Raw genomic sequence first — 21,284 nt, forward strand, 5'->3', positions numbered from 1 at the left:
TTGTCGTCGTCGATGCCGTCCTGCGCCGCCGCCCCCCCCGCCCCCCCGGGGGGGCGGGGGGGGGGGGGGGGGGGGGGGGGGTGGGGGGGGGGGGGGGGCCGCCGGCGGGCGGGGGCGGGGGCTGGGGGGTTACCAGTTGGTGGAGGCGGGGGCCTTGGGCCAGGGCTTGGACTCGGGCTTGATGAGGTAGGCGACGCCGCCGGAGCCGCCGGAGACTCCGCCGCTGGCGTTGGTGCGCTTGGTACGCAGCCAGATCTGCTCGAACTGGGTGCGCTTGTAGACGTTGCGGACGACGTCGTTGCTGGACGAGGCCGGGTCGTTGACGATCACGTCACCGTCGGCGGTGAAGCCGACCACCACGAAGAGGTGCCCCGAGGTGCCGTAGTTCGCCCCGTCCAGCTCACTGGCGAGGAAGGACTGGCTGGTCACCACGGGGATGCCGGCGGCGATGAAACGCTCCAGCTCGTCCAGGGAGTGCAGCCGGGTGACCCGCCCCTCAAGGCCGGGGAAGCTGGCCGCGTACGCGGTGTTGAACGGCCAGTTGCCCGCGCCGTCGTACGCGTAGTCGAAGGTCATCCGGGCGGCGTGGTTGACGGTCGGGTCCGGGTAGGTCGGGTCCACCCAGGACGTGTCGGCCGTCGAGGGCTTGCGACCCCAGTACTCGACGACCATCTCCGTGGAGGTGGGTGAGCACCACGCCTCGCCGCCGCCGTCGTACTCGGGGTAGTGCCCCTTGTGGACGTTCTGCGAGTAGCGGGGCACCGGCAGCTCGACGCCCCAGGCGATGTGCCCGGCGCTCGGCGGGACGGTGAACCGGTCCGGCACGGCGGAGCTCATCGCGCCGAGCATCCGTACCACCGGGGCGGCGGTCTGCCCGGGGGTCCGGTAGAGGGTCAGCCGCAGCTGGTACGACCGCAGCAGCACCGCGGCGTCGGCGTCGTCGATGCTGAACGTGTCGGTCCAGACCGTCGACCAGGGATCGCCCTGCCCGTCGAGGCTGGTCCGCTTGATGTCGGTGTCGCCGGAGGCCCAGCGGCCCAGGACGTACCAGGGGGTCTGGTCGCCGTTGGTGTAACCGCCCTGCATCTCCACCTGGATCCAGGTGCCGGTGGGGGTCTCGGCGTTCCAGGAGGCGATCAGTTCGGTGGCGTCGAAGCCGATCCGGGTCACGGGCGAGGTCCAGGTGCCGTACTCCCAGGTGCGGGTGACGCCGGTGTGCGGGTCGGCGTACTCGGTGGTGCCGGTGGGGCGGGCCAGGGTGACGCCGGAGCGCGGGCCGGGCACGACGCGGGTGCCGGCCTGGCTGCCACGGTGCCAGTCGGCGGGCCCGGACCAGTCCTGGAAGGTGATCTGTTCGTCGTGGGCGGGTGCGGGTGGCCGGGCCGCCGCGGCGGGGGCCGCGGTGGCGAGCAGGGTGAGCGCGCTGACGCCGGCGAGGGCGGCCGCGTGCAGGCGGGAGGGGGCCATGGGTGCTCCGCGGTGTCGAGTGGGGGCATCGTCGCTGGTCAGTTTTCCGCTTGGAAGGAAGTTTCGCCAGATGTTCAGCGGCAGAAAATCATTGCCGCAGCGATGGTCAACCTGGGATGGATTTCGCGGCGATCGATATTGATATGACCATGTGACTGATGGTGAAGTGTGCATCACCGAGCGGGATCTTCCGCCCTTTGAGGAGGTAGTCCATGGCCCTCCGCCCACCTCACTCTCTCCGCCGCGTCCTGGTGCTCGCCGTCGTCACCGGACTGGGAATCGTCACCGTCGCCGCCGGACCGGTCGCCGCCAAGCCGACGCCGGACCGCACCGCCGAGTCGGCCGCCGCCGGTTACCGGGTCCTCGGGCCCCGGACCCTCGCCGACCGCAACGCGGTGGCCCGCACCGGGGCCGCCATCGACTACTCCGAGCACGGCGTCCTGCACGTCTCGGCCACCGCCGCCGAGGCCGCCGCGATCGGCAAGCTCGGCTTCCGGCTGGAACCGCTCGCCCCGCCACCGAGCGCCGAACGCGGCGCGGGCGAGGTGGGCACGCTGGCGTTCCCGCCCGCCGACTCCAACTACCACGACTACGCGGAACTGACCGCCGTCGTGAACCAGGCCGTCGCCGACCACCCGGCCATCGCCCGCAAGATCAGCATTGGTACGTCGTACGAGGGCCGCGACCTGATGGCCGTGAAGATCTCCGACAACGTCGGCACCGACGAGAACGAGCCGGAGATCCTGTTCAACGCCCAGCAGCACGCCCGTGAGCACCTGACCGTCGAGATGGCGATCTACCTGCTCAACCTCTTCACCGACAGCTACGGCAGCGACTCCCGGATCACCAACATCGTCAACAGCCGGGAGATCTGGATCGTGCCGACCGTCAACCCGGACGGCAGCGAGTACGACATCGCCACCGGGTCGTACCGGTCCTGGCGCAAGAACCGTCAGCCGAACAGCGGCTCGTCAAACGTCGGCACCGACCTGAACCGCAACTGGTCCTACCAGTGGGGCTGCTGCGGCGGGTCGTCCGGCACCACCTCGTCGGAGACGTACCGCGGCCCGTCGGCGTTCTCCGCGCCGGAGACGCAGGCGCTGCGCAACTTCGTGAACAGCCGCGTCGTCGGTGGCGTCCAGCAGATCAAGGCGAACATCGACTTCCACACGTACTCGCAACTGGTGCTCTGGCCGTACGGCTACACCACGGCGAACACCGCCACCGGGATGAGCGCGGACCAGTACAACACCTTCGCCACCATCGGTCAGCAGATGGCGGCCACCAACAGCTACACGCCGGAGCAGTCCAGCGACCTGTACATCGCCGACGGCACCAGCATCGACTGGATGTGGGCCACCCACGGCATCTGGGCGTACACCTTCGAGATGTACCCGGGCTCCTCCGGCGGTGGCGGCTTCTACCCGCCCGACGAGGTGATCCCCGCACAGACCACCCGTAACCGCGAGGCCGTACTCATGCTCAGCGAGTACGCCGACTGCCCGTACCGGGCCATCGGCAAGCAGTCGCAGTACTGCGGTGGCGGTGGGGGCACCACGGTCTGGTCGGACACCTTCGAGACCGCCACCGGCTGGACGATCAACCCGTCCGGCACCGACACCGCGACCCTCGGAGCGTTCGAGGTGGGCGCCGCCCAGGCGACCACCTCCTCCGGCGCGAAGCAGCTCACCCCGTACGCCGGCTCGAACGACCTGGTCACCGGCCGGCTCGCCGGTTCGGCGGCCGGTGACTACGACGTCGACGGCGGTGTGACGAGCGCCCGGTCGCCGGCGGTGACCCTGCCGTCGTCCGGCACGCTGACCCTCTCGCTGGCCTGGTACCTGGCGCACGGCTCGAACGCCTCGTCGGCCGACTACCTGCGGGTGAGCGTCGTGCACAGCGGCGGCACCACCGCCCTGCTCACCCAGACCGGCGCGGCCAGCAACCGGAACGGGAGCTGGGCGGTGGCGAGCCTCAACCTGAGCCCGTACGCCGGGCAGTCCGTCCGCATCCTCGTCGAGGCGGCGGACGCGTCCGGCGCGAGCCTGGTGGAGGCGGCTGTGGACAACGTCACCATCACGGCCTCCTGAGCGGGTGGGGCCCCGTACCGCCCCTGCGGGGCCCCACCACCCGCTTCCGAGCCTCCCGATCCTGGACAAAGGCCCCACGCCTGATCGTCGTACGTCGATCGGTCGTTGATCGATCCGGCACGTCCCGGCGGTGCGCTACCGTCTTAGCGACCAATCCGCAGCGAAGCCGGTGTGAAACCGGCGCTGTCCCGCAACTGTGATGCCCCGCCGACGGCGGGGACGAGCCAGGTCGCCTGCGGAGGGGTCGCGACACGCGCTCTCGAGGAAGGGCGCCTCGTGGGCGGGCGTACCGAAGTCCTGTCGGCGAAGCACCACACTCCTCGACCGACAGGAGGCCCCATGTTCAGACGTACCCCTCGGCTCTTCGCCGCGACCCTCGCGGTCGCCGCGCTCGCCCTCGGCGCGTGCGCGGAGAAGACCGACGACAAGCCGGCGGCCGGCACCGCGGCCGCCAGCTACCCGGTGACGGTCGGCTCGCTCACGCTCGACAAGCGTCCCGAGAAGATCGTGTCGCTCTCGCCCAGCGCCACCGAGATGCTCTTCGCGATCGGCGCCGGCCCGCAGGTGAGCGCCGTCGACGACCAGTCCAACTACCCGGCTGAGGCGCCCAAGAGCGACCTGTCCGGCTTCCAGCCGAACGCCGAGGCGATCGCCGGCAAGAACCCCGATCTGGTGGTGCTCTCCAACGACACCAACAAGATCGTCGACCAGCTCAGCAAGCTGAAGATCCCGGTGTACCTGACCCCGGCGGCGACCACGCTTGACGACTCGTACCAGCAGATCACCGACCTGGGCACCCTGACCGGGCACGCCGACCAGGCCGCCGACGTCGCCAAGCGGATGAAGGACGACATCGCCAAGCTGGTCAAGGACCTGCCCCAGCGCACCGAGAAGCTCACCTACTACCACGAGCTGGGCCCGGAGCTGTACAGCGCGACCAGCAAGACCTTCATCGGCTCGATCTACAGCCTCGTCGGCCTGACCAACATCGCCGACCCGGCCGACGCCGACGGCAAGAACGGCGGCTACCCGCAGCTGTCGCAGGAGGTCATCGTCAAGGCCGACCCGGACTTCGTCTTCCTGGCCGACTCGAAGTGCTGCCAGCAGAACGCCGACTCGGTGAAGGCCCGCAGCGGCTGGGCCGGGCTCACCGCCGTCAAGAACAACCAGGTCGTCACGTTGGACGACGACATCGCCTCCCGCTGGGGCCCGCGCGTCGTCGACCTGCTCCGGACGATCATCGACGCGGTCGCCAAGGTGCCCGCGTGACCGTGGTCGGTCCGTGACCGGAACGTCGCAGATGACCTCTGGAGCACCCGCCACCCGGCGGGCCGGTACGCCTCGCGCGTCCCGGCCCGCCGGGCTGCGTGCGCGCTGGCTGGTCATCGGTGTCCTCGCGGTGCTCGTCGCGCTCGTCGCCGGGGTGTCGCTCGGACCGGTCAGCCTGCCACCGGGCAGCGTCGCCATCGAGCTGCTCAACCTGATCCCCGGGGTGCACCTCGACAGTGGACTGAACGAGCGGGAAATCGCCATCGTCACCGAACTGCGGCTGCCCCGGGTCGTGCTGGGTCTGCTCGTCGGCGGTCTGCTCGCCCTCGCCGGTGGCTGCTACCAGGGCGTCTTCCGCAACCCGCTGGCCGACCCGTACCTGCTCGGAGTGGCCGCCGGCGCGGGCCTCGCGGTCACCGCGGTGATCGCCCTCGGCGGCGTCGGTCGGCAGGGCGCGATCTCCGGGCTGCCGTTGACCATCCCGCTGGCCGCGTTCGTCGGTTCGCTGCTCGCCGTCACGATGACCTACCTGCTCGGCGCGGCCGGCGGGCGGAGCCGGTCCCCGGCCATGCTGATCCTGGCCGGGGTGGCGGTCTCGGCGTTCCTTTCCGCCGGGCAGACGTATCTGCTCCAGCGCCACGCCGACAGCATCCAACCGGTCTACTCCTGGCTGCTCGGCCGGCTGGCGACCGCCGGCTGGCACGATGTGCTGCTCGTGCTGCCGTACGCGGCCGTGACTACGGTCGTGGTGCTGCTGCACCGTCGTGAGCTGGACGTCCTCGCGCTCGGCGACGACGAGGCGACGAGCCTCGGCCTGCACCCGCAGCGCTCCCGGTACCTGCTGATCGCCGCCGCGTCCCTGGGCACCGCCGCGGCGGTCTCGGCGACCGGCCTGATCGGCTTCGTCGGCATCATCGTGCCGCACACCGTCCGGCTGCTCGCCGGGTCGAGCTACCGGGTGATCCTGCCACTGTCGCTGCTGTTCGGCGCCGCGTTCCTGGCCCTGACCGACGTGGTCGCCCGTACCGCCGCCGCCCCGGCCGAAATACCGATCGGCGTGGTCACCGCCCTGCTCGGCGGCCCGTTCTTCGTCCTCGTGCTGCGGACCGCCCGCCGGGTTCTCACGTGACTCCGGGTGCGCCGGCCGTCGAGGTCCGCGAGCTGCACGTCAGCCTGGACGGCACGCCGATCCTCACCGGCGTCGACCTCACCGTCGCCGTCGGCGAGTGGGTCACCGTGATCGGCCCGAACGGCGCCGGCAAGTCGACCCTGTTGCGCGCCGTCGGCGGCCTGCTGCCCGCGCCGGACGCCATCTCGCTCTTCGGTACGCCGAGCGGCGCGCTGCACCGCCGTGAACGCGCCCGGGTGGTGGCGACGGTGACGCAGTCCCCGGCGGTGCCGCCCGGCATGTCGGTCCTGGACTACGTGCTGCTCGGGCGTACCCCGTACATCCCGCCGCTCGGTCGGGAGTCGGCCGCCGACGTGACCGCCGTCCACGACGTGCTGGACCGCCTGGACCTCGGCGGCTTCCACCGCCGCGAACTGGCCACCCTGTCCGGGGGAGAGCGACAGCGGGTCTTCCTGGCCCGCGCGCTCGCCCAGGGCGCGACGCTGCTGCTGCTCGACGAGCCGACCAGCGCGTTGGACATCGGCCATCAGCAGGAGGTCCTGGAACTGGTCGACCAGTTGCGCCGGGCACACGGCCTGACGGTGCTCGCCACCATGCACGACCTCTCCCTCGCGGGCGAGTACGCCGACCGGATGGTCATGCTCGCCGAGGGGCGGGTGGTGGCGACCGGTACGCCGCACGAGGTGCTGACCGAACACCTCCTCGCGACTCACTACCGGGCGAGCGTCCGGGTGCTCCCCGGCACCAACGGCCCCCTGGTGGTCCCCGTCCGTCCCGGTTCGTGACCCGGGCGGCAGGGCTCCCGGGTCAGGGGCCCAGGTCGATGACCGAGAAGAGGGCGCCCTGGGGGTCGCGCAGGGCGGCGAACCGGCCGGTCGGGATGTCCCGCGGTGGCACCAGGATGGTCCCGCCCAGTTCGGCGGCGCGCGCGGCGGCGGCGTCCGCGTCGGTCACCGCGAAGTACACCGTCCAGTACGCGGGCAGGTCGGCCGGGTAGCCGTCGCCCAGCGGCGGCATCATCCCGGCGACGATCCGCGCCCCGAGCCGCCACCCCGTGTACGTCATGCCGCCGACCGGTTGTTCGTCCGGCTGCCAGCCGAACACCAGCTCGTAGAAGACCTTCGCGCCCTCCGGGTCGGGCGTGACCAGTTCGTTCCAGCTCATCGCGCCGGGCACGTTGAACACCTCGGCCCCGGGCATCGCCAGCGGCTGCCAGACGCTGAACGTCGCGCCCGCCGGGTCGGAGAACACGGCCATCCAGCCCCGGTCGAAGACCTCGAACGGCGGTACGACGACCTGCCCGCCGGCCCGTTCGACCCGTCCGGCGGCCAGTTCCGCGTCGTCGGTGGCGATGTACGTCGACCAGATCGGCACCTGGTCCTCGATGGCGGGCGGTCCGACACCGGCCACCGGCCTGCCGTCGAGCAGGAAGACGGTGTAGCCACCCGCCTCGGGCTCCGGGGTCACCCGTCCGGTCCAGCCGAACAGTTCGGGGTAGAAGCGCCGTGCGTCGGTCAGGTCCGGGGTCGCCAGGTCGGCCCAGCACGGCGTGCCCGGCGGGACGGTGCTCACGTCAAGACCCCTCTCGGCGGGCGGCCACGGGCGGGCCCCCTGCGGGAATCCTGGCACCGTCCCGCTGGGGCACGGGGCGGAAACGGACGAATCGTCAGCTGAACCGGCGACCCTCGTCCCGTCGGTACGCCCACGCGGCGAGCGAGGCGAGGAGCACGATCCAGACGGCGAGCATGATCATCGCGAGTGGCTGGACGGGATAGTCGCCGACCGCCCACCACATCAGTTCGGCCGCGCCCCGGGTGGGCAGGAACGGCGCGATCGTCTCGATGAAGCCGGGCGCGTCGCCCGGCGCGGAGAGCAGCCCGCCGCCGAACGCGAGCGGCAGGAAGACGACCTGCGCCACCACGATCGCCGCCTTGCTGGGCAGCGAGTAGCCGATGGCGAGGCCCATCAGCGTGAACGGCACCGAGATGACGGCCACGATGACGGCGGTAAGCAGGAACGCCGTCGCGGTGACCCGGGCCGGGGTGAGCGTCGCGCCGATCACCACGACCGGGATCAGCGACAGGTACGTCAACGCGAGGCCGGCCAGCACCCGGCCCGCGAACCGGGGCGCCGGTCCGGCCGGCAGGGTCCGGGTGTACGGACTCCACGGCTGGTCGCGGTCCTCGGCGACGCCGACGCCGTACTGGAAGATGTTGGCGCTCATCACCGAGAAGGTGATCATCGACGCGGTGGCGAAGGTGGCGCCGACCGGATCGTCGCCGGTGAACGGCACCACGAAGAAGATCATCGCGGCGGCGGGGAAGAAGGCGCTGCCGAAGACGGCCACCGGAATCCGGATGATCTCCAGAAGCTGGTAGCGGGCGTGGACCAGGGCGAGCTGCACGGTGCGCCTCCTCAGACGGCGGTGGGTTGGCCGCTGGCGGCGGCAGCGGGTGGGGCCTGCGACGGCGTGTCGGTCCCGCCGGTGAGGGCGAGGAACGCCTCCTCCAACGACGTGGGCCGGACCTCCAGGTCGGTGAAGGCGGCCTGGGAGCGGACCAGCGCCCGGACCAACTCGTCGGAGTCGGTGGTGAGCAGGTGCAGGCGTCCGTCGACCCGTTCGGCGCGGACGACGCCGGGCAGGTCGGGCACCTCGTCGGTGACCAGGCTGACCCGGCGTACGCCGACGATGCCGCGTACGGCGTCCACGGTGTCGTCGGCGAGCACCCGGCCCTGCCCGATCACCACCACACGGCGGGCGAGCGCCTCCACCTCCTCCAGGTAGTGGCTGCTCAACAGCACCGTCCCGCCGTCGTCGTGGAAGGCCCGGATCGCGTCCCACAGGGTGTGCCGGGCGGTGACGTCCAGGCCGGTGGTCGGCTCGTCGAGCAGGACGAGTCGGGGCCGGCCGACGAAGGCCAGCGCCACGGCCAGCCGGCGACGCTGGCCGCCGGACAGTCCGCCGGTCTGCCGCCGGGTGAGGTCGCCCAGGCCGAAACGGTCGAGCAGTTCGCCTCGGGGCACCGGGTCGGGGTAGTGGGCGGAGACGAAGTCGACGACCTCGCCGACCCGCAGCGTGCCCGGGAGGCCGGTCTCCTGCGGGGTGACGCCGATCTGCCGCCGCGCCTCCGGGTCGCGCGGGTCGCGGCCGTTCAACTCGACCCGCCCGGAGGTGGGTCGGCGCAGACCGACCAGCAGGTTCATCAGGGTGCTCTTGCCGGCGCCGTTCGGGCCGAGCAGGCCGACCAGTTCGCCGGCCCGGACCTCCAGGTCGACGCGGTCGAGGGCGAGGACGTCGCCGTACCGGCGGCTGACCTGGTCGGCGCGGGCGAGGGTCATGACTGCTCCTTCGACGCTGTGGAGTCCGGAGGGGAGGGGTCGAGCAGGCTCCGGATCGCTTCGGTGTACTCCTCGAACGCCAGCCGACCGCGCCGGCTGAGCCGGATCAGAGTGGCCGGCGTACGTCCACGGTGGGTCTTGCTGATCTCGACGTAGCCGGCGTCCTCCAGCTTGCGGAGGTGGACGGAGAGGTTGCCGGCGGTCATCGCGAGCAGTTCCTGGAGCCGGGGAAACGTGATTCGGTCGCCGTCGCCGAGCGTGGAGAGCGCGGCGACCACCCGCAGCCGTGCCTGGGCGTGGATGACCGGATCGAGGTCGGTCACGAGCGCCCTTGCTGGCGCAGTCGGGCGATTGCGCCGGCGACCAGGATGCCGACGCCGCCGGCCACCGAGATGACCAGCGCGTGCCAACCCGGCCCGGCGATCGCGCCGACCACGTTGATGACGCTGACCCAGACGCCGAGACGGAACAGGTCCCGGTCCAGCCAGATCGCGCCGCCGGCCATGTGCAGCGCGCCGGTGAGGCCCACCGCAGCGGCCGACCAGAGCAGGCCCGCCAGGTCGTGCGGCAGGTGCTCGGACACCCGGCCCACCGCCGCGTAGACGCTCACCGTGCCCAGCGCCCAGGCGCACCCGTACCAGCGACCCGCACCGCCGAGTCGCCGGTCACCTGCCCGTACGCCCGCGCGCCCGCCACCGTCTGGATCGCCCCGGCGACGATCAGCAGGGCGAAGAGCACGGTCAGGGGCAGCCAGTCGGGCAGCGCGACCAGCACCCGACCACCCGGGGAGAAGCGCAGGAAGAACAGCCCGAAACCGATCAGCCAGGCCACGCCCCACGGCCAGTAGAGCAGCCGGGCGTCGGGCTGTAGGCGGCGCACGGTGGCGGCGCGCTGGTCGTCGATCAGCCGGAGAGCGGTGGCGGCGTCGGAGGGTGGAAGGTCGTCGTCGTCGGGCCCCATGCAAACTACTTTACGATGCAAAGTTGAACCTGTGTGCCCCGCGCGACTGCCCGGTTGCCGACAGAGACGCCGCGCACTTGCCCGCCGACCGTGCCTCAGGACGTGCCCGACGCCCGGGTACGTGCGACAGGTGTCGGCCGTGCCCCAGGACGCGGTCGACGTACGGGCATCTGCGGCAGGAGTCGGCCGTGCCCCAGGACGCGGTCGACGTTCAGGGGATCTGCGGGCGGCGACCTACAGCGGCACCGGTGCCAGCGGCGCGGCCTGCGGCGCGGTCAGCAACGGCGCGGGCAGCGGTTCGGTGTGCAGCACCGACAACCGGGACACCGCGCGGGTGAGCACCACGTACAGCCGGTGCAGCCCGCGCGGCTCGGCCGCGACGATCGCGGCCGGCTCGACCACCACCACGTGGTCGTACTCCAGGCCCTTGACCAGCGTCGCGGGCACCACCGTGACCCGCTGGGCGGCCGTGACGTCGTCGGCGCTCGCGGTGGTGACGCCGTCGGCGGCCAGCGCCGCGCGCAGCCCGTCGACCGCGTCGTCCGCGGCGATCACGCCCACCGACCCGTCGTGCGCGAGCGCCGCGCGCACCTCGGCCACCGTCGCGGCGGTCAGGTCGGCCACGGTACGCACCTCCAGGCCGCCGTCGTGACGCAGCGACTCTGCCGGGGGTACGTCCACCGCGAGCGCCGGCAGCAGCAGGTTGGCGAAGGCCACCACCGCGGCGGGCACCCGGAAGCCGACCGTCAGCGGGACCACCACGGCGTCCGGCTTGCCCAGGTGTGTCAGGGACTCCCGCCAGTCGGTCGCCGCCCACGGCGCGGTGCCCTGAGCGAGGTCACCGAGGAGCGTGATCGAACCGTGTTCACTCCGGCGGGCGATGGCCCGACACTGCATGGGGGACAGGTCCTGCGCCTCGTCCACCACCACGTGCCCGAACCCGGAAGGTCGCTCCAACAGCCCGGCCGCCTCGTCGACGAGCACGGCGTCCGCGGCGGTCCAGCGGGTGGCCTTCGGGGTACGCGGCGGCTTCGCCCACACCAGCAACTCCTGCTCGGCGTCGTTGAGCAGCCCGTCCGCGGCGGCGGCGAGGCGGGCCGGGTCGGCGAGCAGGCCGTGCACCAGCCCTTCCGGGGTGAGTGCCGGCCAGACCGCGTCCAGGAAGTCCACCACCGGCCGACACCGGCCCATCCGGCGCAGCCACGCGTCGCCGGGCGACTCGGCCCGCCGCGACTCGGCCTGCCGCTGCAGCAGACTCACCACCCGCGCCCGGACCCGCTCCCGACCGGTGCCGTACGGCAGCCCTTCCCGTCGGGTCTCCTCGACGATCCGGTGCAGCGGCTCCAGCCCGATCCGCCACCGGAACGAGCCGTCGGAGACGGTGATCGAGTCGGTAGGCGTACCGATCTGGGCCTGCACCGCCCTGCGCAGCACGGTCGCCATCCGCGCGTCGTGCTTCAGCGCGGCGGCGGCCGGCGTCTCCACCGCCCGCACCGGAACCCGCGAGATCAGCTCCTCCACGGTGGCCTGCTCGACCTCGACCTCGCCGAGGGCCGGCAGCACCGCCGCGATGTACGACAGGAACGCCCGGTTCGGCCCCACGATCAGCACCCCCGCCCGACGCAACCGCTCCCGGTGCAGGTAGAGCAGGTACGCGGCCCGGTGCAGGCCGACGGCCGTCTTCCCGGTACCCGGTGCCCCCTGCACACAGATCGAGTCGGCCAGGTCGGCCCGGACCAGCTCGTCCTGCTCCGGCTGGATGGTGGCGACGATGTCGCGCATCGGCCCCACGCGTGGTCGCTCGATTTCGGCCGTGAGGATCCGGCTGGCCGTGCCCAGCTCCTCGCCGCGGTCCAGCCGCTCGTCCTCGAAACTGGTCAACACCCCGTTGCTGAACCCGAACCGCCGCCGCACCGCGACACCCTGCGGGTCACGAGCGCTGGCCCGGTAGAACGAGCGGGAGACCGGCGCCCGCCAGTCCAGCACCAGCGGCTCGCCAAGCTCATCGGTGACATGCCGCCGCCCCACGTGGTACCGCCGACCAGCATGCTCGCCGCTGCCGCTGCCGCTGCCGCTGCCGCTGCCGCTGCCGCTGCCGCTGCCGCTGCCGCTGGCGCTGCTCCCGCTGCCGCTGCTCCCGCTGCCGCCGCCTAGGCTGCCGGCACTCCTGCTTGTGCTGCTGCCGCTGCCGCTGGCCGGGATGCTGGTGGTCGGGCTGTTGCTGGTTGCCGGCGTCAGGCCGGTTGCGGTGTCCTCGTCTGGTGCTTGTCCGCCGAATTCGAGGCGGCCGAAGAACAGCGGCGTGGTGGGGTCGTCGGCCAGTTCGGCGACCCGGCGGGCGAGTGTGCGGCCGAGGGTCTCCGCCGCGTAGGCGTCGCCGGCGACCTGGTCACCGGTCGAGAAGAGGGCTTCGGCCCGCTCCCGCATCCGGCGCAGGGCCGCGCGGGAGCTGGCCAGGTGAGTGCGTTCGGACGCGAGATCCGTGTCGAGATCCGTGTCGAGGTCAGGTGCGGGCATGCTGACGTCCCATCGTTCACATCTGCTGCTCGCTCGCGTTTCCGGGGACGGATGGCCGACCTCCCGGCGCGACGACGTCCGTTCCGGTGCAGCTCACCTCGGCCGTCAAGCGGGCTGCAACCCTACGCCTTCCCGGCCGCCCCTTCCACCGAATTACCGAGCCAACCACCCGGACGAGTCGGCGCGTCGTGGACTTGAGTGATAGCTACGCCCGAGCCCGCGCGACAGCGGGCCGCCTGTCGGGGCCGAGCTGCGAGCGGGAGCGTCGCCTTGTCGTGGCGTTCCCCCAAGACGTGCTCACGAAGGACGAGCACGTCTTGCTGTGGGTGCCGTGACGTGTGGCGGGATGAACCACTTGTGCTCAGCAGCGCCGGTGGTAGAGGTTGCGGCGTGGGGAGCGCAGCGGGTCCAGCCAGGCGGGTGGGAGGAATTCGGGCTGGCCGTCCGATGCGACGCGGACGACCCAGTCGCCCCGGTGCAGGATTCGGTGATGATGCCCGCAGAGCAGGACCGCGTTGCCCAGTGTCGTGGCGCCGCCGTCGGCCCAGTGGCGCACATGGTGGCCGTCGCACCAACGGGATGGCCGGTCGCAGCCGGGAAAGGCACAGCCGCCGTCGCGGAGCACCAGCGCGCGCCGCAGCGGACCGGTGAAGAGCCGGCGCTGACGCCCGACGTCCAGAATCTGGCTGTTGCCGTTCATGACCGCCGGCAGCACGGCGGCATCGCAGGCCAGGCGGCGGACCGCGCCCGGCGTGAGACGCGCTCCGGTGTCCAGGGTGCCCGCGCCGAGCTCGTTGACCAGCGCGTCGAGCGACATGGTGACAACCAGTTGCGGCCGGTCTCCACCGTTGTCGGGCAGGTGGCCGGTGCGCAGTGCCAGCCGGCAGATCTCGCCGAGTGCGTCGGCCCTGCGTTGGCCCGGACTGCGGTCGTCGTGCTCGCCGGCCGGGGCGCAGAGCGGATCGATGGCCTGCCGCAGCAGGCTCGCGGTCTCGGTGTCGAGGTTGCCGGTGAGGCGTACCTGCCCGTCCTTCGGCTCGGAGAGGGTGACGTGCCGGCGAGCCTCGGCCCGCTCGGCGGCCCGCTCGAGGGCCGCCAGCTCGGCCTCGTCGGCCAGGTCGGGCGCGACGTGCGCGAGGACGCGTTCGCCGAGGCGACTCAGGGTGGTCGGATCGAAGCGGTCGGCCCAGGCGATCAGTAACTCGGTGGCCTTCTCTGCCACCTCCGGGCCGGCCTCGACGGGGAGATCCGCGATCGTCTCCGCCACCACCTTGCCCTGCTCCACAGTGAGGCGGCCGTCCAGGAGAGCGGCACGGACCGTCGGCGGCGACGCGTCCATGGTGGCGGCGAGCTGGACCAACTGGCGGGCCGACCGCCCGGACAGCCGCAGCCGCTCCCGTAACCAGACGGCGGTGGACGATGCGCCCTGGGCGACCGCGAGACCACGGCCGTCGAGCTCGCGCACGAGAGCGAGCTGGATGGTTGCCAGGCGCTGCGCCAAGGCGTGCGACGCGTCCAGCGCCGCGAGCAGTTCGTCGTCGGGAAGGGCCCACGGCGCGGTGTCGGCGCAGGCGTCGACACCGCCACCCGCCTGCGCCAACGCCCCCAACATGGACTGACCCTAGAACAGGTGTACGACATTTTTCCTCCCGAAGGGCCGCCCTGTGGTCAACCTTTTCGGCGGCGCCGCACCTCCGCCACGCGGGCCTGCGTCGCGTGACCACGACGCCCCTGTGCCAGGGGGCGGGGGTGCCAACCCTTCAGCGCTTCCACGGTTCGACGGCGCGTGCCGCGGGGGCGGCGCGCGGGGTTGATGGCGGGTCGGGCGGGTGGCCGGGATCATGGGGGCATGACCGAGGCCAGTCCCGAGTCGCGTCGGAAGACGATCAGCGATCCGCAGGTGATGCGGGCGTTGGCGCATCCGGCCCGGATCGCGATCATCGAGTACCTGAGCAGCCGCGAGGGCGGCGGCACCGCCACCGAATGCGCCGAAATCGCTGGGTTGTCGCCGAGCGCCACCAGCTACCACCTGCGGGCGCTGGCGAAGTTCGGCCTGGTTGAGCAGGCGCCCAGCCGGGGGGACGCGCGGGAGCGGGTGTGGCGTACGCCGGGCATCAGTTGGATGGTCGACGCGGGCCGCGAGGCCGGTCCCGAGGGGCGTGCGGCTGAGCAGGCGCTCGTGGAGGCGCACGCCGCCCGTGCCATGGAACGGACTCGGGACTGGTTGCGGCGGGCGGGGGATGAGCCCGCCGAGTGGTACGACGTGGCGCTGTTCCACGACACCCTGCTGCTGCTCACCGCGGACGAGTTGGCCGCCCTGAATGAGGCGGTCCTGGCGCTGCTGAGGCCGTATCACCCTCGACGTCGTACCGACGCGCCGACGGGTGCACGTTCCGTCACGGTCCAGTATCGGGCGGTGCCGCTGGCGTAGAAGGGGTTGTGTCGGTCACTTGTGAAGGATTATTTTCGAAGTATGTCCTTCACAAGTGACACGTCGCGTTGGACGGACGTCTGGATCGCCGCCGCAGCTCGCGGCACCACGATCTGCGGGGACTTCCTCGCCGCCACCGCGCTCGCGCTGGCCCTGCAGGGAGCCGGTGCCGGAGGGCTCGCCGTCTCGGGACTGCTGCTCGCGGCCACCCTTCCCCTGGTGGTGCTGGCCCCGCTCGCCGGACGGCTTGCCGATCGGGTGGACAGCCGTACCGTGTTGGTGACGACCGGGCTGGCGCAGACCGTGATCTGCCTGCTGCTCGCCGTCGCCGACGACCCAGTCCTCGTCGTGGCCCTCGTGGCGCTGCTCGCCTGCGGTCTCGCGGTCACCCAGCCCTGCTTGGCGGCGCTGCTCCCGGCGATGGTCCGCCCGGCCGACCTGCCGCGTGCGAGCGCGATCAGCCAGACCGCCGTCTCCCTCGGCGCGCTCGGCGGTCCGGTGCTTGCCGGCCTGCTGGTGGGGCAGTTCGGCACCCGCGTACCACTGCTGATCGACGCCGCGACCTACCTCGCGCTCGTGGTCGCGGGCCTCGCGCTGCGAACTCGGCGCGGTGGTTGGCGATCCGCGAGCCACCATCCCGACGGCGCCGAGCAGTCCAGCCGCGCCGAGCAGTCCAGCCGCGCCGAGCAGAACGCCGGTAGCCCCGAAACGCCGGCCGGTACGGCGCAGGGCTGGCGGCTCCGCCGGGACCCGCTGATGGTCGTCATGGTGGTCAGTACCGCCGTGGTGATCGCGGCGATCGGTGGCATCAACGTGATCGAAGTGTTCTTCATCCGGGAGACCCTGCGTGGGTCGGCCACCACGTACGGCCTCATCGGGGCCGCCTGGATGGCCGGAATGTTGCCGGGCGGCTGGCTGGCGGCGCGGCTCGTACGCCGGATCGAGGACGACAGTGCGTTGGTCCGCGGCGTGCTGATCACGCTGGCCGGGTGCAGTCTGATGGTGCTGCTCGCCGCGAGGGTGCCCGCTGCGGCCCTGCTGGTGCCACTTTGGCTGGTGGGCGGCGCGGCCAACGGCGCGGGGAACGTCTTCGCCAACCTCCTCACCGCTCGGCGGGTGCCCGAGCGGATGCGCGCGCGGGCGTACGCCACCTACGGCGCGGCCGTGCAGGGTGGCTCAATGGGTGGGTACCTGATCGGTGGCGCCCTGCTCACCCGAATCCCACCTCGGCCACTGATCGCGGTGGTGGGGGCGACCGGGCTCCTGGTGGTGCTGCTCTTCGTGCCGGTCGTCGTGCGGGCGGCACGCCGGCCCGACGGAGACGTGGCTGGACGAGACCCGGGGGGCGGGTGAACGCGCATCCCACCGAACGTGGGCGGCCGGCTGTGACGTCGTCGGAGGGCCCGCGATCGGGTGGGTCCGGTGCGGGGTTGGCCACTCCGGGCCGGCCCGCCGGGCTGGATCCCGAGGCCGGGGATACGGTCGGGTCATGGTTGAGCGCGTCGCACGCCCGCGGGTCGGGCACATCCAGTTCCTGAACTGCCTGCCGATCTACTGGGGCCTGATGCGCTCGGGCAGCCTGCTCGACGTCGACCTGCACAAGGACTCCCCGGACCGGCTGAGCGCGGCGCTGGTGGCGGGCGACCTCGACATCGGTCCGATCACGCTGATGGAGTACCTGAAGCACACCGACGAGTTGCTCCTCCTGCCGGACCTGGCGGTCGGCAGCGACGGGCCGGTGCTCTCGGTCAACATGGTCTCCGCCCGACCGCTCGCCGAGCTGGACGGCGCCCGCGTGGCGCTCGGCTCGACGTCGCGGACCGGGGTGATGCTGGCGCAGTTGCTGCTCACCGAGCGGTACGGGGTGCGGCCCGAGTACTTCCGCTGTCCTCCGGACCTGACCCAGATGCTGCTGGAGGCCGACGCCGGGGTCCTGATCGGGGACGTGGCGCTGCGGGCGTACTACGAGGCACCGCTGCGGGGCCTCACCGTGACCGACCTGGGGCAGGCCTGGCGGGACTGGAGCGGGCTGCCGATGGTCTTCGCCGTCTGGGCGGTCCGCCGCGACTTCGCGGCCGCGCACCCGGGCCTGGTCAAGGAGGTGCACGAGGCGTTCCTGCGCTCGCGTGACCTCTGCCTCGCCGAGCTGGACCAGGTCGCCGAGGCGGCGGCGCGGTGGGAGGCGTTCGACGCCGCGACGCTGGCCACGTACTTCCGGGCCCTGGACTTCTCGCTCGGCGAGCGGCAGGTCTCCGGGCTGCGCGAGTTCGCCCGGCGGGTCGCCGCGCTCGGCGAGGTCCCCCCGCTGCCGGACGGCGGTCCCGAGTTCTTCGCCGGCTGACCGGCGGCCGGATCAGACGCCGGGGCGCAGCAGCGCCTCGGTGATCTTCTGGCAGTTCTTCATGCCGTACTCGTAGCCCATGTTGATCGGGTAGCGGACCATCACGCCCATCGTCCAGGTGTCGCCGATGGCCAGGCAGTTGATGTGCATCTCCTGCTCGGCGGTCCGGTCGATCCACCCGTTCTTGATGGCGATCTGCTTCTGCTGCGCGGGCGGGAACGCCTTGCGGATGCCGAAGTCACCGGCGCCCCGGACCAGCTTCATCTCGTTGAGCAGCCACTTGGTCCACTTCGGTCCGGCGGCGGTGCCGGTGGCGATGCAGTTGCCCAGTCGCGCGGTGTCGCGGGGGGAGAGCGCGGTACGGGACCAGCCCTTGTCCGGGGCGACGCTGCTGTCGGTCAGCTTGCACATGGAGAGCAGCCGCCGGATCGAGGCGTCCCGGCCGACCGAGTTGTAGAACTGCTCGGCCCGCGTGTTGTCGCTGTCCCGGATGATGCGGGTGGCGTCGGCGAGCTTCGCGTCGCTCGGCGTCTGGCCGGCCTCGGCGGCGCGGCGCAGGTAGTCGGCGACGATCCAGGACTTGATCAGCGAGGCGGTGGTGCTGGTCTCACCCATGTTCTTCGAACCGATGATCTTCCCGGTCCGGCGGTCGAGGACGCTCCAGGAGTACCAGCCCTCGATGTCGAGGTCGAGGTTCTTGGCCTCGAACGGCAGCGGCGTCAGCGAAGGGCTGGGGCTGGGGCTCGGCGGGGCCGGCTGGCGGGCGCTGCGGTCGGTGGCCGCGTTGGTGGACCGGTCGCTGGTCGTCGCCTCGGAGTCACCCCACTTGGCGGCGGCGGCCGACTCGAACGGCGACCCGGGCAGCAGGCGTAGCGAGACCAGCACCAGCCCGATGAGGATGACCGCGACGGCGATCAGGCGCAGCGGCGAGGTTTCGCCCGCACCGCGTCGATCGGCCCGCCGGTTCCCGGCCATCAGAGCTTCCCGACCGGCTGCTGCGGCACCTTGAGCGCGGCGCCGGGCTGCGGGGTGACCAGTTGGGTGGTGACGCTGGCGCAGACCTTCGCGCCGTAGTCCAGCCCTAGCTTGATCGAGTAGCGCAGCATCACCGCGAGACTCCACTTCCCGTTGACCGCGAGGCAGTTGACGTGCCAGTTTCCGTCGGAGGCAATCGGTGTCCAGCCGTTCTTCATGCTGACCGGCCCCTGCGCGGTGATCGACTTGGGTAGACCGTCGATGATCCCCCAGCGGCCGCCACCGGAACTGGCCCGCTGGGCGTCGGTGCTGCCCCGGACCTTGGCCATCTGGTCCAGCACCCACTTTGTCCACTTCGGGCCGGCGGCCTTACCGTCGGCGATGCAGTCGCCGAGCCGGACGGCGTCGCGCGGGGACATCCGGGTGAAGCTCCAGTATCCGGTGTAGGGCTCGGTGTTGCCGCGCTTGGTGTCGGTCAGGCCGCAGGTCTTGATCGCCCGCTGGATCACCGGGTCCGGGATGCTGCTCTTCGACGGCTTGTACGACCCACCCGCGGCGGCGTAGACCTTGTTGGCCGCGGCGTCGTTGCTGTCGATGATGGCGAGGCTGGCCGCCTGCTTCAGCCCGGCCGGCGGCTCCCTGTCCTTGAGCTGGCGCAGGTAGTCGGAGACGATCCACGCCTTGATCATCGATTCGGTGGAGCTGGTCGCGCTCATGTTCGACGATCCGGAGACCTTGCCGGTCTTCCGGTCGAGCAGCGCCCACGAGAAGAATTCACCCTTGAACGCCACCGACACGCGGCCCGCGGCCAGCGTGGGAGGTGGTGGCGGGGCCGGCGCGGGCGCGGCGACGCTGCTGGTGGCGGCGCCGCCACCACCGCCGCCTTCGCCGACGTCGCTGGACAGTCGGGCGTACGCGGTGGGGACCAGTAGGACGCCACCGAGAATTATCGCCACGACGGCGAACACCATGGTCACGCGAGATCGCATGAGTTGGGTGAGCTCCAGATGTCAGGGCCGGGGGGACCGGCTTCGTTGTCCGGGGCGACCGGTGCGTGCGCCGAGGCCGGGGGAGGTGGCCTCTGTGAAGCCGGCGTGGGGGCAGCCGATCGTGTGACCGGCAGAAGTCTACGTCTGGACGGGCCGATCGCCAGAGGGCGACACCGGGCAACGTGCGAAATCGGGAGAAAATCCCGGCGCTTTGCGCCTTATGGGGGATTTGACCTCCTTTCCGTGAGCCACGTCATAAACGCCGGTGTTGCGGTGGGTAGCGGAGATCTGCCCATCGGTGACGGAACGTCACTCGGGTTTCCTGTTACACCCCCTAGTGCATTCGGGCGCAAGCTGTAACACTTGTCCTCATGTATGGCAACGACTTCTCCGCCCCCGGCGACGCACCGGACGACGCGCCCGGCGCGGGCCTGCTCGGCGAGGTCGAAGCGGCCGAGGCCGAGTTGCGCGCCGCCGCCGCTCGTGAACGGCGCGGCGGCCCGGCGCCGGACGAGGATCTGGCGGCCTACTTCACCGAGGTGGTCGACGCGGAGCAGAAGATCGAGCCGCGCGACTGGATGCCCGAGGCGTACCGGCGGACGCTGATCCGGCAGATCGCGCAGCACGCCCACTCCGAGATCATCGGCATGCAGCCCGAGGGCAACTGGATCAGTCGGGCGCCCTCGCTCAAGCGCAAGGCGATCCTGCTGGCCAAGGTCCAGGACGAGGCCGGCCACGGCCTCTACCTCTACGCCGCCGCCGAGACCCTCGGCATCAGCCGCGACGAACTGGTCCGGTTGCTGCTCGACGGCCGGCAGAAGTACAGCTCGATCTTCAACTACCCCACCCTGACCTGGGCCGACGTGGGCGCGATCGGCTGGCTGGTGGATGGTGCGGCAATCGTCAACCAGGTGCCCCTGTGCCGCTGCTCCTACGGGCCGTACGCCCGGGCGATGATCCGGGTCTGCAAGGAGGAGTCGTTCCACCAGCGCCAGGGGTACGAGATCCTGCACACCCTCGCGCACGGCACCCCGGCGCAGAAGGCCATGGCCCAGGACGCGGTCGACCGCTGGTGGTACCCGTCGCTGGCCATGTTCGGTCCGCCGGACGGCGACTCCACCCACTCCGCCCAGTCGATGGCCTGGAAGATCAAGCGCTTCTCGAACGACGACCTGCGCCAACGCTTCGTCGACATGTGCGTCGGGCAGGCCGAGGTCCTCGGGCTCCGCATTCCCGACGACGACCTGCGCTGGAACGAGGAGCGGCAGGCGTACGACTACAGCCAGCCGGACTACGACGAGCTGATGCGGGTCATCAAGGGCAACGGACCGTGCAACCGGGAGCGGATGGCGCACCGTCGGGCGGCCCACGCCGACGGCGCATGGGTACGCGAGGCCGCCGCGGCGTACGCCGCCAAGCGGGCCGACGCGAGGGAGAAGGTGGCCGCGTGAGCAACGAACACTCGCCTCTGTGGGAGGTCTTCGTCCGGGCACGGCGGGGCCTGTCGCACACCCACGTCGGCAGCCTGCACGCCCCGGACGCCGAGCTGGCCCTGCGCAACGCCCGTGACCTCTACACCCGCCGCCAGGAGGGCGTGTCGATCTGGGTGGTGCCGGCGGGCGCGATCACCGCGTCCAGCCCGGACGAGAAGGACGCCTTCTTCGACCCGGCCGCCGACAAGGTCTACCGCCACCCCACCTTCTACGAGGTCCCGGACGGGGTGGCACACCTGTGAGCCAGCGGAGCGAGCGAACCAGCCAGCCCAGCAACGGGGCGC

20 protein-coding genes and 1 riboswitch are annotated in these 21,284 nt (G+C 71.8%); of the genes, 9 read left to right on the forward strand and 11 right to left on the reverse strand.

The features are described 5' to 3' along the window. Positions 1-129 precede the first annotated feature (129 nt). Complete coding sequence (locus AB0B55_RS31995) at positions 130-1,467, reverse strand: C39 family peptidase (RefSeq protein WP_357175837.1); 1,338 nt, start codon at positions 1,465-1,467, stop codon at positions 130-132. 212 nt (positions 1,468-1,679) lie between these two features. On the opposite strand from AB0B55_RS31995, the gene AB0B55_RS32000 reads away from it, so the two are divergent. The 4 genes from AB0B55_RS32000 to AB0B55_RS32015 all read left to right on the forward strand — a co-directional run bounded on the left by AB0B55_RS32000 (position 1,680) and on the right by AB0B55_RS32015 (position 6,740). Continuing rightward, the gene (locus tag AB0B55_RS32000) at positions 1,680-3,557 is read left to right on the forward strand and encodes a M14 family zinc carboxypeptidase (protein ID WP_357123437.1); all 1,878 of its coding nucleotides are present in this window, start codon (positions 1,680-1,682) and stop codon (positions 3,555-3,557) included. Positions 3,558-3,722: 165 nt separating this feature from the next. Next, positions 3,723-3,786, forward strand: a riboswitch (cobalamin riboswitch). 110 nt (positions 3,787-3,896) lie between these two features. Beyond that, on the forward strand, positions 3,897-4,826 hold the full coding sequence (locus AB0B55_RS32005; protein ID WP_357175840.1) for an ABC transporter substrate-binding protein: 930 nt from the start codon (positions 3,897-3,899) through the stop codon (positions 4,824-4,826). 31 nt (positions 4,827-4,857) lie between these two features. After that, positions 4,858-5,955: an iron ABC transporter permease gene (locus tag AB0B55_RS32010; protein ID WP_357175843.1), complete on the forward strand. Its 1,098-nt coding sequence runs from the start codon at positions 4,858-4,860 to the stop codon at positions 5,953-5,955. Further along, the gene (locus tag AB0B55_RS32015; protein ID WP_357123446.1) at positions 5,952-6,740 is read left to right on the forward strand and encodes an ABC transporter ATP-binding protein; all 789 of its coding nucleotides are present in this window, start codon (positions 5,952-5,954) and stop codon (positions 6,738-6,740) included. Before AB0B55_RS32010 ends, AB0B55_RS32015 begins: the two co-directional genes overlap by 4 nt. Positions 6,741-6,762: 22 nt before the next feature. Here AB0B55_RS32015 and AB0B55_RS32020 read toward each other — a convergent pair whose 3' ends face one another. From AB0B55_RS32020 to AB0B55_RS32055, 8 genes are all read right to left on the reverse strand, one after another. Continuing rightward, a complete protein-coding gene (locus tag AB0B55_RS32020) occupies positions 6,763-7,527 on the reverse strand; it encodes a VOC family protein (RefSeq protein ID WP_357175845.1) in 765 nt (254 codons plus the stop codon). A gap of 94 nt (positions 7,528-7,621) precedes the next feature. Next, entirely contained in the window at positions 7,622-8,359 is a 738-nt protein-coding gene (locus AB0B55_RS32025) for an ABC transporter permease (RefSeq protein ID WP_357123452.1), read from the reverse strand. An 11-nt stretch (positions 8,360-8,370) separates the two neighbouring features. Beyond that, positions 8,371-9,294, reverse strand: coding sequence for an ABC transporter ATP-binding protein (locus AB0B55_RS32030; RefSeq protein WP_357175848.1), 924 nt, complete (start codon positions 9,292-9,294; stop codon positions 8,371-8,373). After that, positions 9,291-9,617, reverse strand: coding sequence for a transcriptional regulator (locus tag AB0B55_RS32035; protein ID WP_357123458.1), 327 nt, complete (start codon positions 9,615-9,617; stop codon positions 9,291-9,293). Before AB0B55_RS32035 ends, AB0B55_RS32030 begins: the two co-directional genes overlap by 4 nt. Further along, positions 9,614-9,904 (reverse strand): hypothetical protein, encoded by a 291-nt coding sequence (locus AB0B55_RS32040; RefSeq protein ID WP_357175851.1) that lies wholly within the window; start codon positions 9,902-9,904, stop codon positions 9,614-9,616. Before AB0B55_RS32040 ends, AB0B55_RS32035 begins: the two co-directional genes overlap by 4 nt. After that, positions 9,901-10,254, reverse strand: a complete 354-nt coding sequence (locus AB0B55_RS32045; protein ID WP_357175854.1) for a hypothetical protein — start codon at positions 10,252-10,254, stop codon at positions 9,901-9,903. The genes AB0B55_RS32040 and AB0B55_RS32045 overlap by 4 nt, the downstream gene beginning before the upstream one ends. Before the next feature lie 234 nt (positions 10,255-10,488). Beyond that, positions 10,489-12,771 (reverse strand): AAA family ATPase, encoded by a 2,283-nt coding sequence (locus AB0B55_RS32050; protein ID WP_357175857.1) that lies wholly within the window; start codon positions 12,769-12,771, stop codon positions 10,489-10,491. A 361-nt stretch (positions 12,772-13,132) separates the two neighbouring features. Continuing rightward, positions 13,133-14,383: a DUF222 domain-containing protein gene (locus tag AB0B55_RS32055; protein ID WP_357175860.1), complete on the reverse strand. Its 1,251-nt coding sequence runs from the start codon at positions 14,381-14,383 to the stop codon at positions 13,133-13,135. 237 nt (positions 14,384-14,620) lie between these two features. Between AB0B55_RS32055 and AB0B55_RS32060 the strand changes: the two genes are divergently transcribed. The 3 genes from AB0B55_RS32060 (at position 14,621) to AB0B55_RS32070 (ending at position 17,543) form a co-directional block, all read left to right on the forward strand. Then, positions 14,621-15,202 (forward strand): winged helix-turn-helix domain-containing protein, encoded by a 582-nt coding sequence (locus tag AB0B55_RS32060; protein ID WP_357175863.1) that lies wholly within the window; start codon positions 14,621-14,623, stop codon positions 15,200-15,202. Between the two features lie 42 nt (positions 15,203-15,244). Continuing rightward, positions 15,245-16,555, forward strand: coding sequence for an MFS transporter (locus AB0B55_RS32065; RefSeq protein ID WP_357175867.1), 1,311 nt, complete (start codon positions 15,245-15,247; stop codon positions 16,553-16,555). Between the two features lie 136 nt (positions 16,556-16,691). Next, positions 16,692-17,543 (forward strand): menaquinone biosynthesis protein, encoded by an 852-nt coding sequence (locus AB0B55_RS32070; protein WP_357175870.1) that lies wholly within the window; start codon positions 16,692-16,694, stop codon positions 17,541-17,543. Positions 17,544-17,555: 12 nt separating this feature from the next. Here AB0B55_RS32070 and AB0B55_RS32075 read toward each other — a convergent pair whose 3' ends face one another. Together AB0B55_RS32075 and AB0B55_RS32080 are read right to left on the reverse strand one after the other, a co-directional pair. Continuing rightward, the gene (locus tag AB0B55_RS32075; RefSeq protein WP_357123479.1) at positions 17,556-18,518 is read right to left on the reverse strand and encodes a hypothetical protein; all 963 of its coding nucleotides are present in this window, start codon (positions 18,516-18,518) and stop codon (positions 17,556-17,558) included. Continuing rightward, complete coding sequence (locus tag AB0B55_RS32080) at positions 18,518-19,507, reverse strand: hypothetical protein (RefSeq protein WP_357175872.1); 990 nt, start codon at positions 19,505-19,507, stop codon at positions 18,518-18,520. Before AB0B55_RS32080 ends, AB0B55_RS32075 begins: the two co-directional genes overlap by 1 nt. Positions 19,508-19,878: 371 nt before the next feature. Between AB0B55_RS32080 and paaA the strand changes: the two genes are divergently transcribed. Beyond that, positions 19,879-20,958, forward strand: a complete 1,080-nt coding sequence (gene paaA, locus AB0B55_RS32085) for a 1,2-phenylacetyl-CoA epoxidase subunit PaaA (protein WP_357123485.1) — start codon at positions 19,879-19,881, stop codon at positions 20,956-20,958. After that, entirely contained in the window at positions 20,955-21,242 is a 288-nt protein-coding gene (gene paaB, locus AB0B55_RS32090) for a 1,2-phenylacetyl-CoA epoxidase subunit PaaB (protein ID WP_266248073.1), read from the forward strand. The genes paaA and paaB overlap by 4 nt, the downstream gene beginning before the upstream one ends. The last annotated feature ends 42 nt before the right edge of the window (positions 21,243-21,284 follow it).

Origin of the sequence: Micromonospora sp. NPDC049107, from assembly GCF_040648595.1 — a bacterium.
Lineage (GTDB): Bacteria > Actinomycetota > Actinomycetes > Mycobacteriales > Micromonosporaceae > Micromonospora.

Bases quoted from the DNA above. Each gene is read 5' to 3' on its own strand.
- AB0B55_RS31995 (WP_357175837.1), bottom strand. From the start codon at position 1,467: ATGGCCCCCTCCCGCCTGCACGCGGCCGCCCTCGCCGGCGTCAGCGCG.
- AB0B55_RS32000 (WP_357123437.1), top strand. From the start codon at position 1,680: ATGGCCCTCCGCCCACCTCACTCTCTCCGCCGCGTCCTGGTGCTCGCC.
- AB0B55_RS32005 (WP_357175840.1), top strand. From the start codon at position 3,897: ATGTTCAGACGTACCCCTCGGCTCTTCGCCGCGACCCTCGCGGTCGCC.
- AB0B55_RS32010 (WP_357175843.1), top strand. From the start codon at position 4,858: ATGACCTCTGGAGCACCCGCCACCCGGCGGGCCGGTACGCCTCGCGCG.
- AB0B55_RS32030 (WP_357175848.1), bottom strand. From the start codon at position 9,294: ATGACCCTCGCCCGCGCCGACCAGGTCAGCCGCCGGTACGGCGACGTC.
- AB0B55_RS32045 (WP_357175854.1), bottom strand. From the start codon at position 10,254: ATGGGGCCCGACGACGACGACCTTCCACCCTCCGACGCCGCCACCGCT.
- AB0B55_RS32050 (WP_357175857.1), bottom strand. From the start codon at position 12,771: ATGCCCGCACCTGACCTCGACACGGATCTCGACACGGATCTCGCGTCC.
- AB0B55_RS32055 (WP_357175860.1), bottom strand. From the start codon at position 14,383: ATGTTGGGGGCGTTGGCGCAGGCGGGTGGCGGTGTCGACGCCTGCGCC.
- AB0B55_RS32060 (WP_357175863.1), top strand. From the start codon at position 14,621: ATGACCGAGGCCAGTCCCGAGTCGCGTCGGAAGACGATCAGCGATCCG.
- AB0B55_RS32065 (WP_357175867.1), top strand. From the start codon at position 15,245: ATGTCCTTCACAAGTGACACGTCGCGTTGGACGGACGTCTGGATCGCC.
- AB0B55_RS32070 (WP_357175870.1), top strand. From the start codon at position 16,692: ATGGTTGAGCGCGTCGCACGCCCGCGGGTCGGGCACATCCAGTTCCTG.
- AB0B55_RS32075 (WP_357123479.1), bottom strand. From the start codon at position 18,518: ATGGCCGGGAACCGGCGGGCCGATCGACGCGGTGCGGGCGAAACCTCG.
- AB0B55_RS32080 (WP_357175872.1), bottom strand. From the start codon at position 19,507: ATGCGATCTCGCGTGACCATGGTGTTCGCCGTCGTGGCGATAATTCTC.
- paaA (WP_357123485.1), top strand. From the start codon at position 19,879: ATGTATGGCAACGACTTCTCCGCCCCCGGCGACGCACCGGACGACGCG.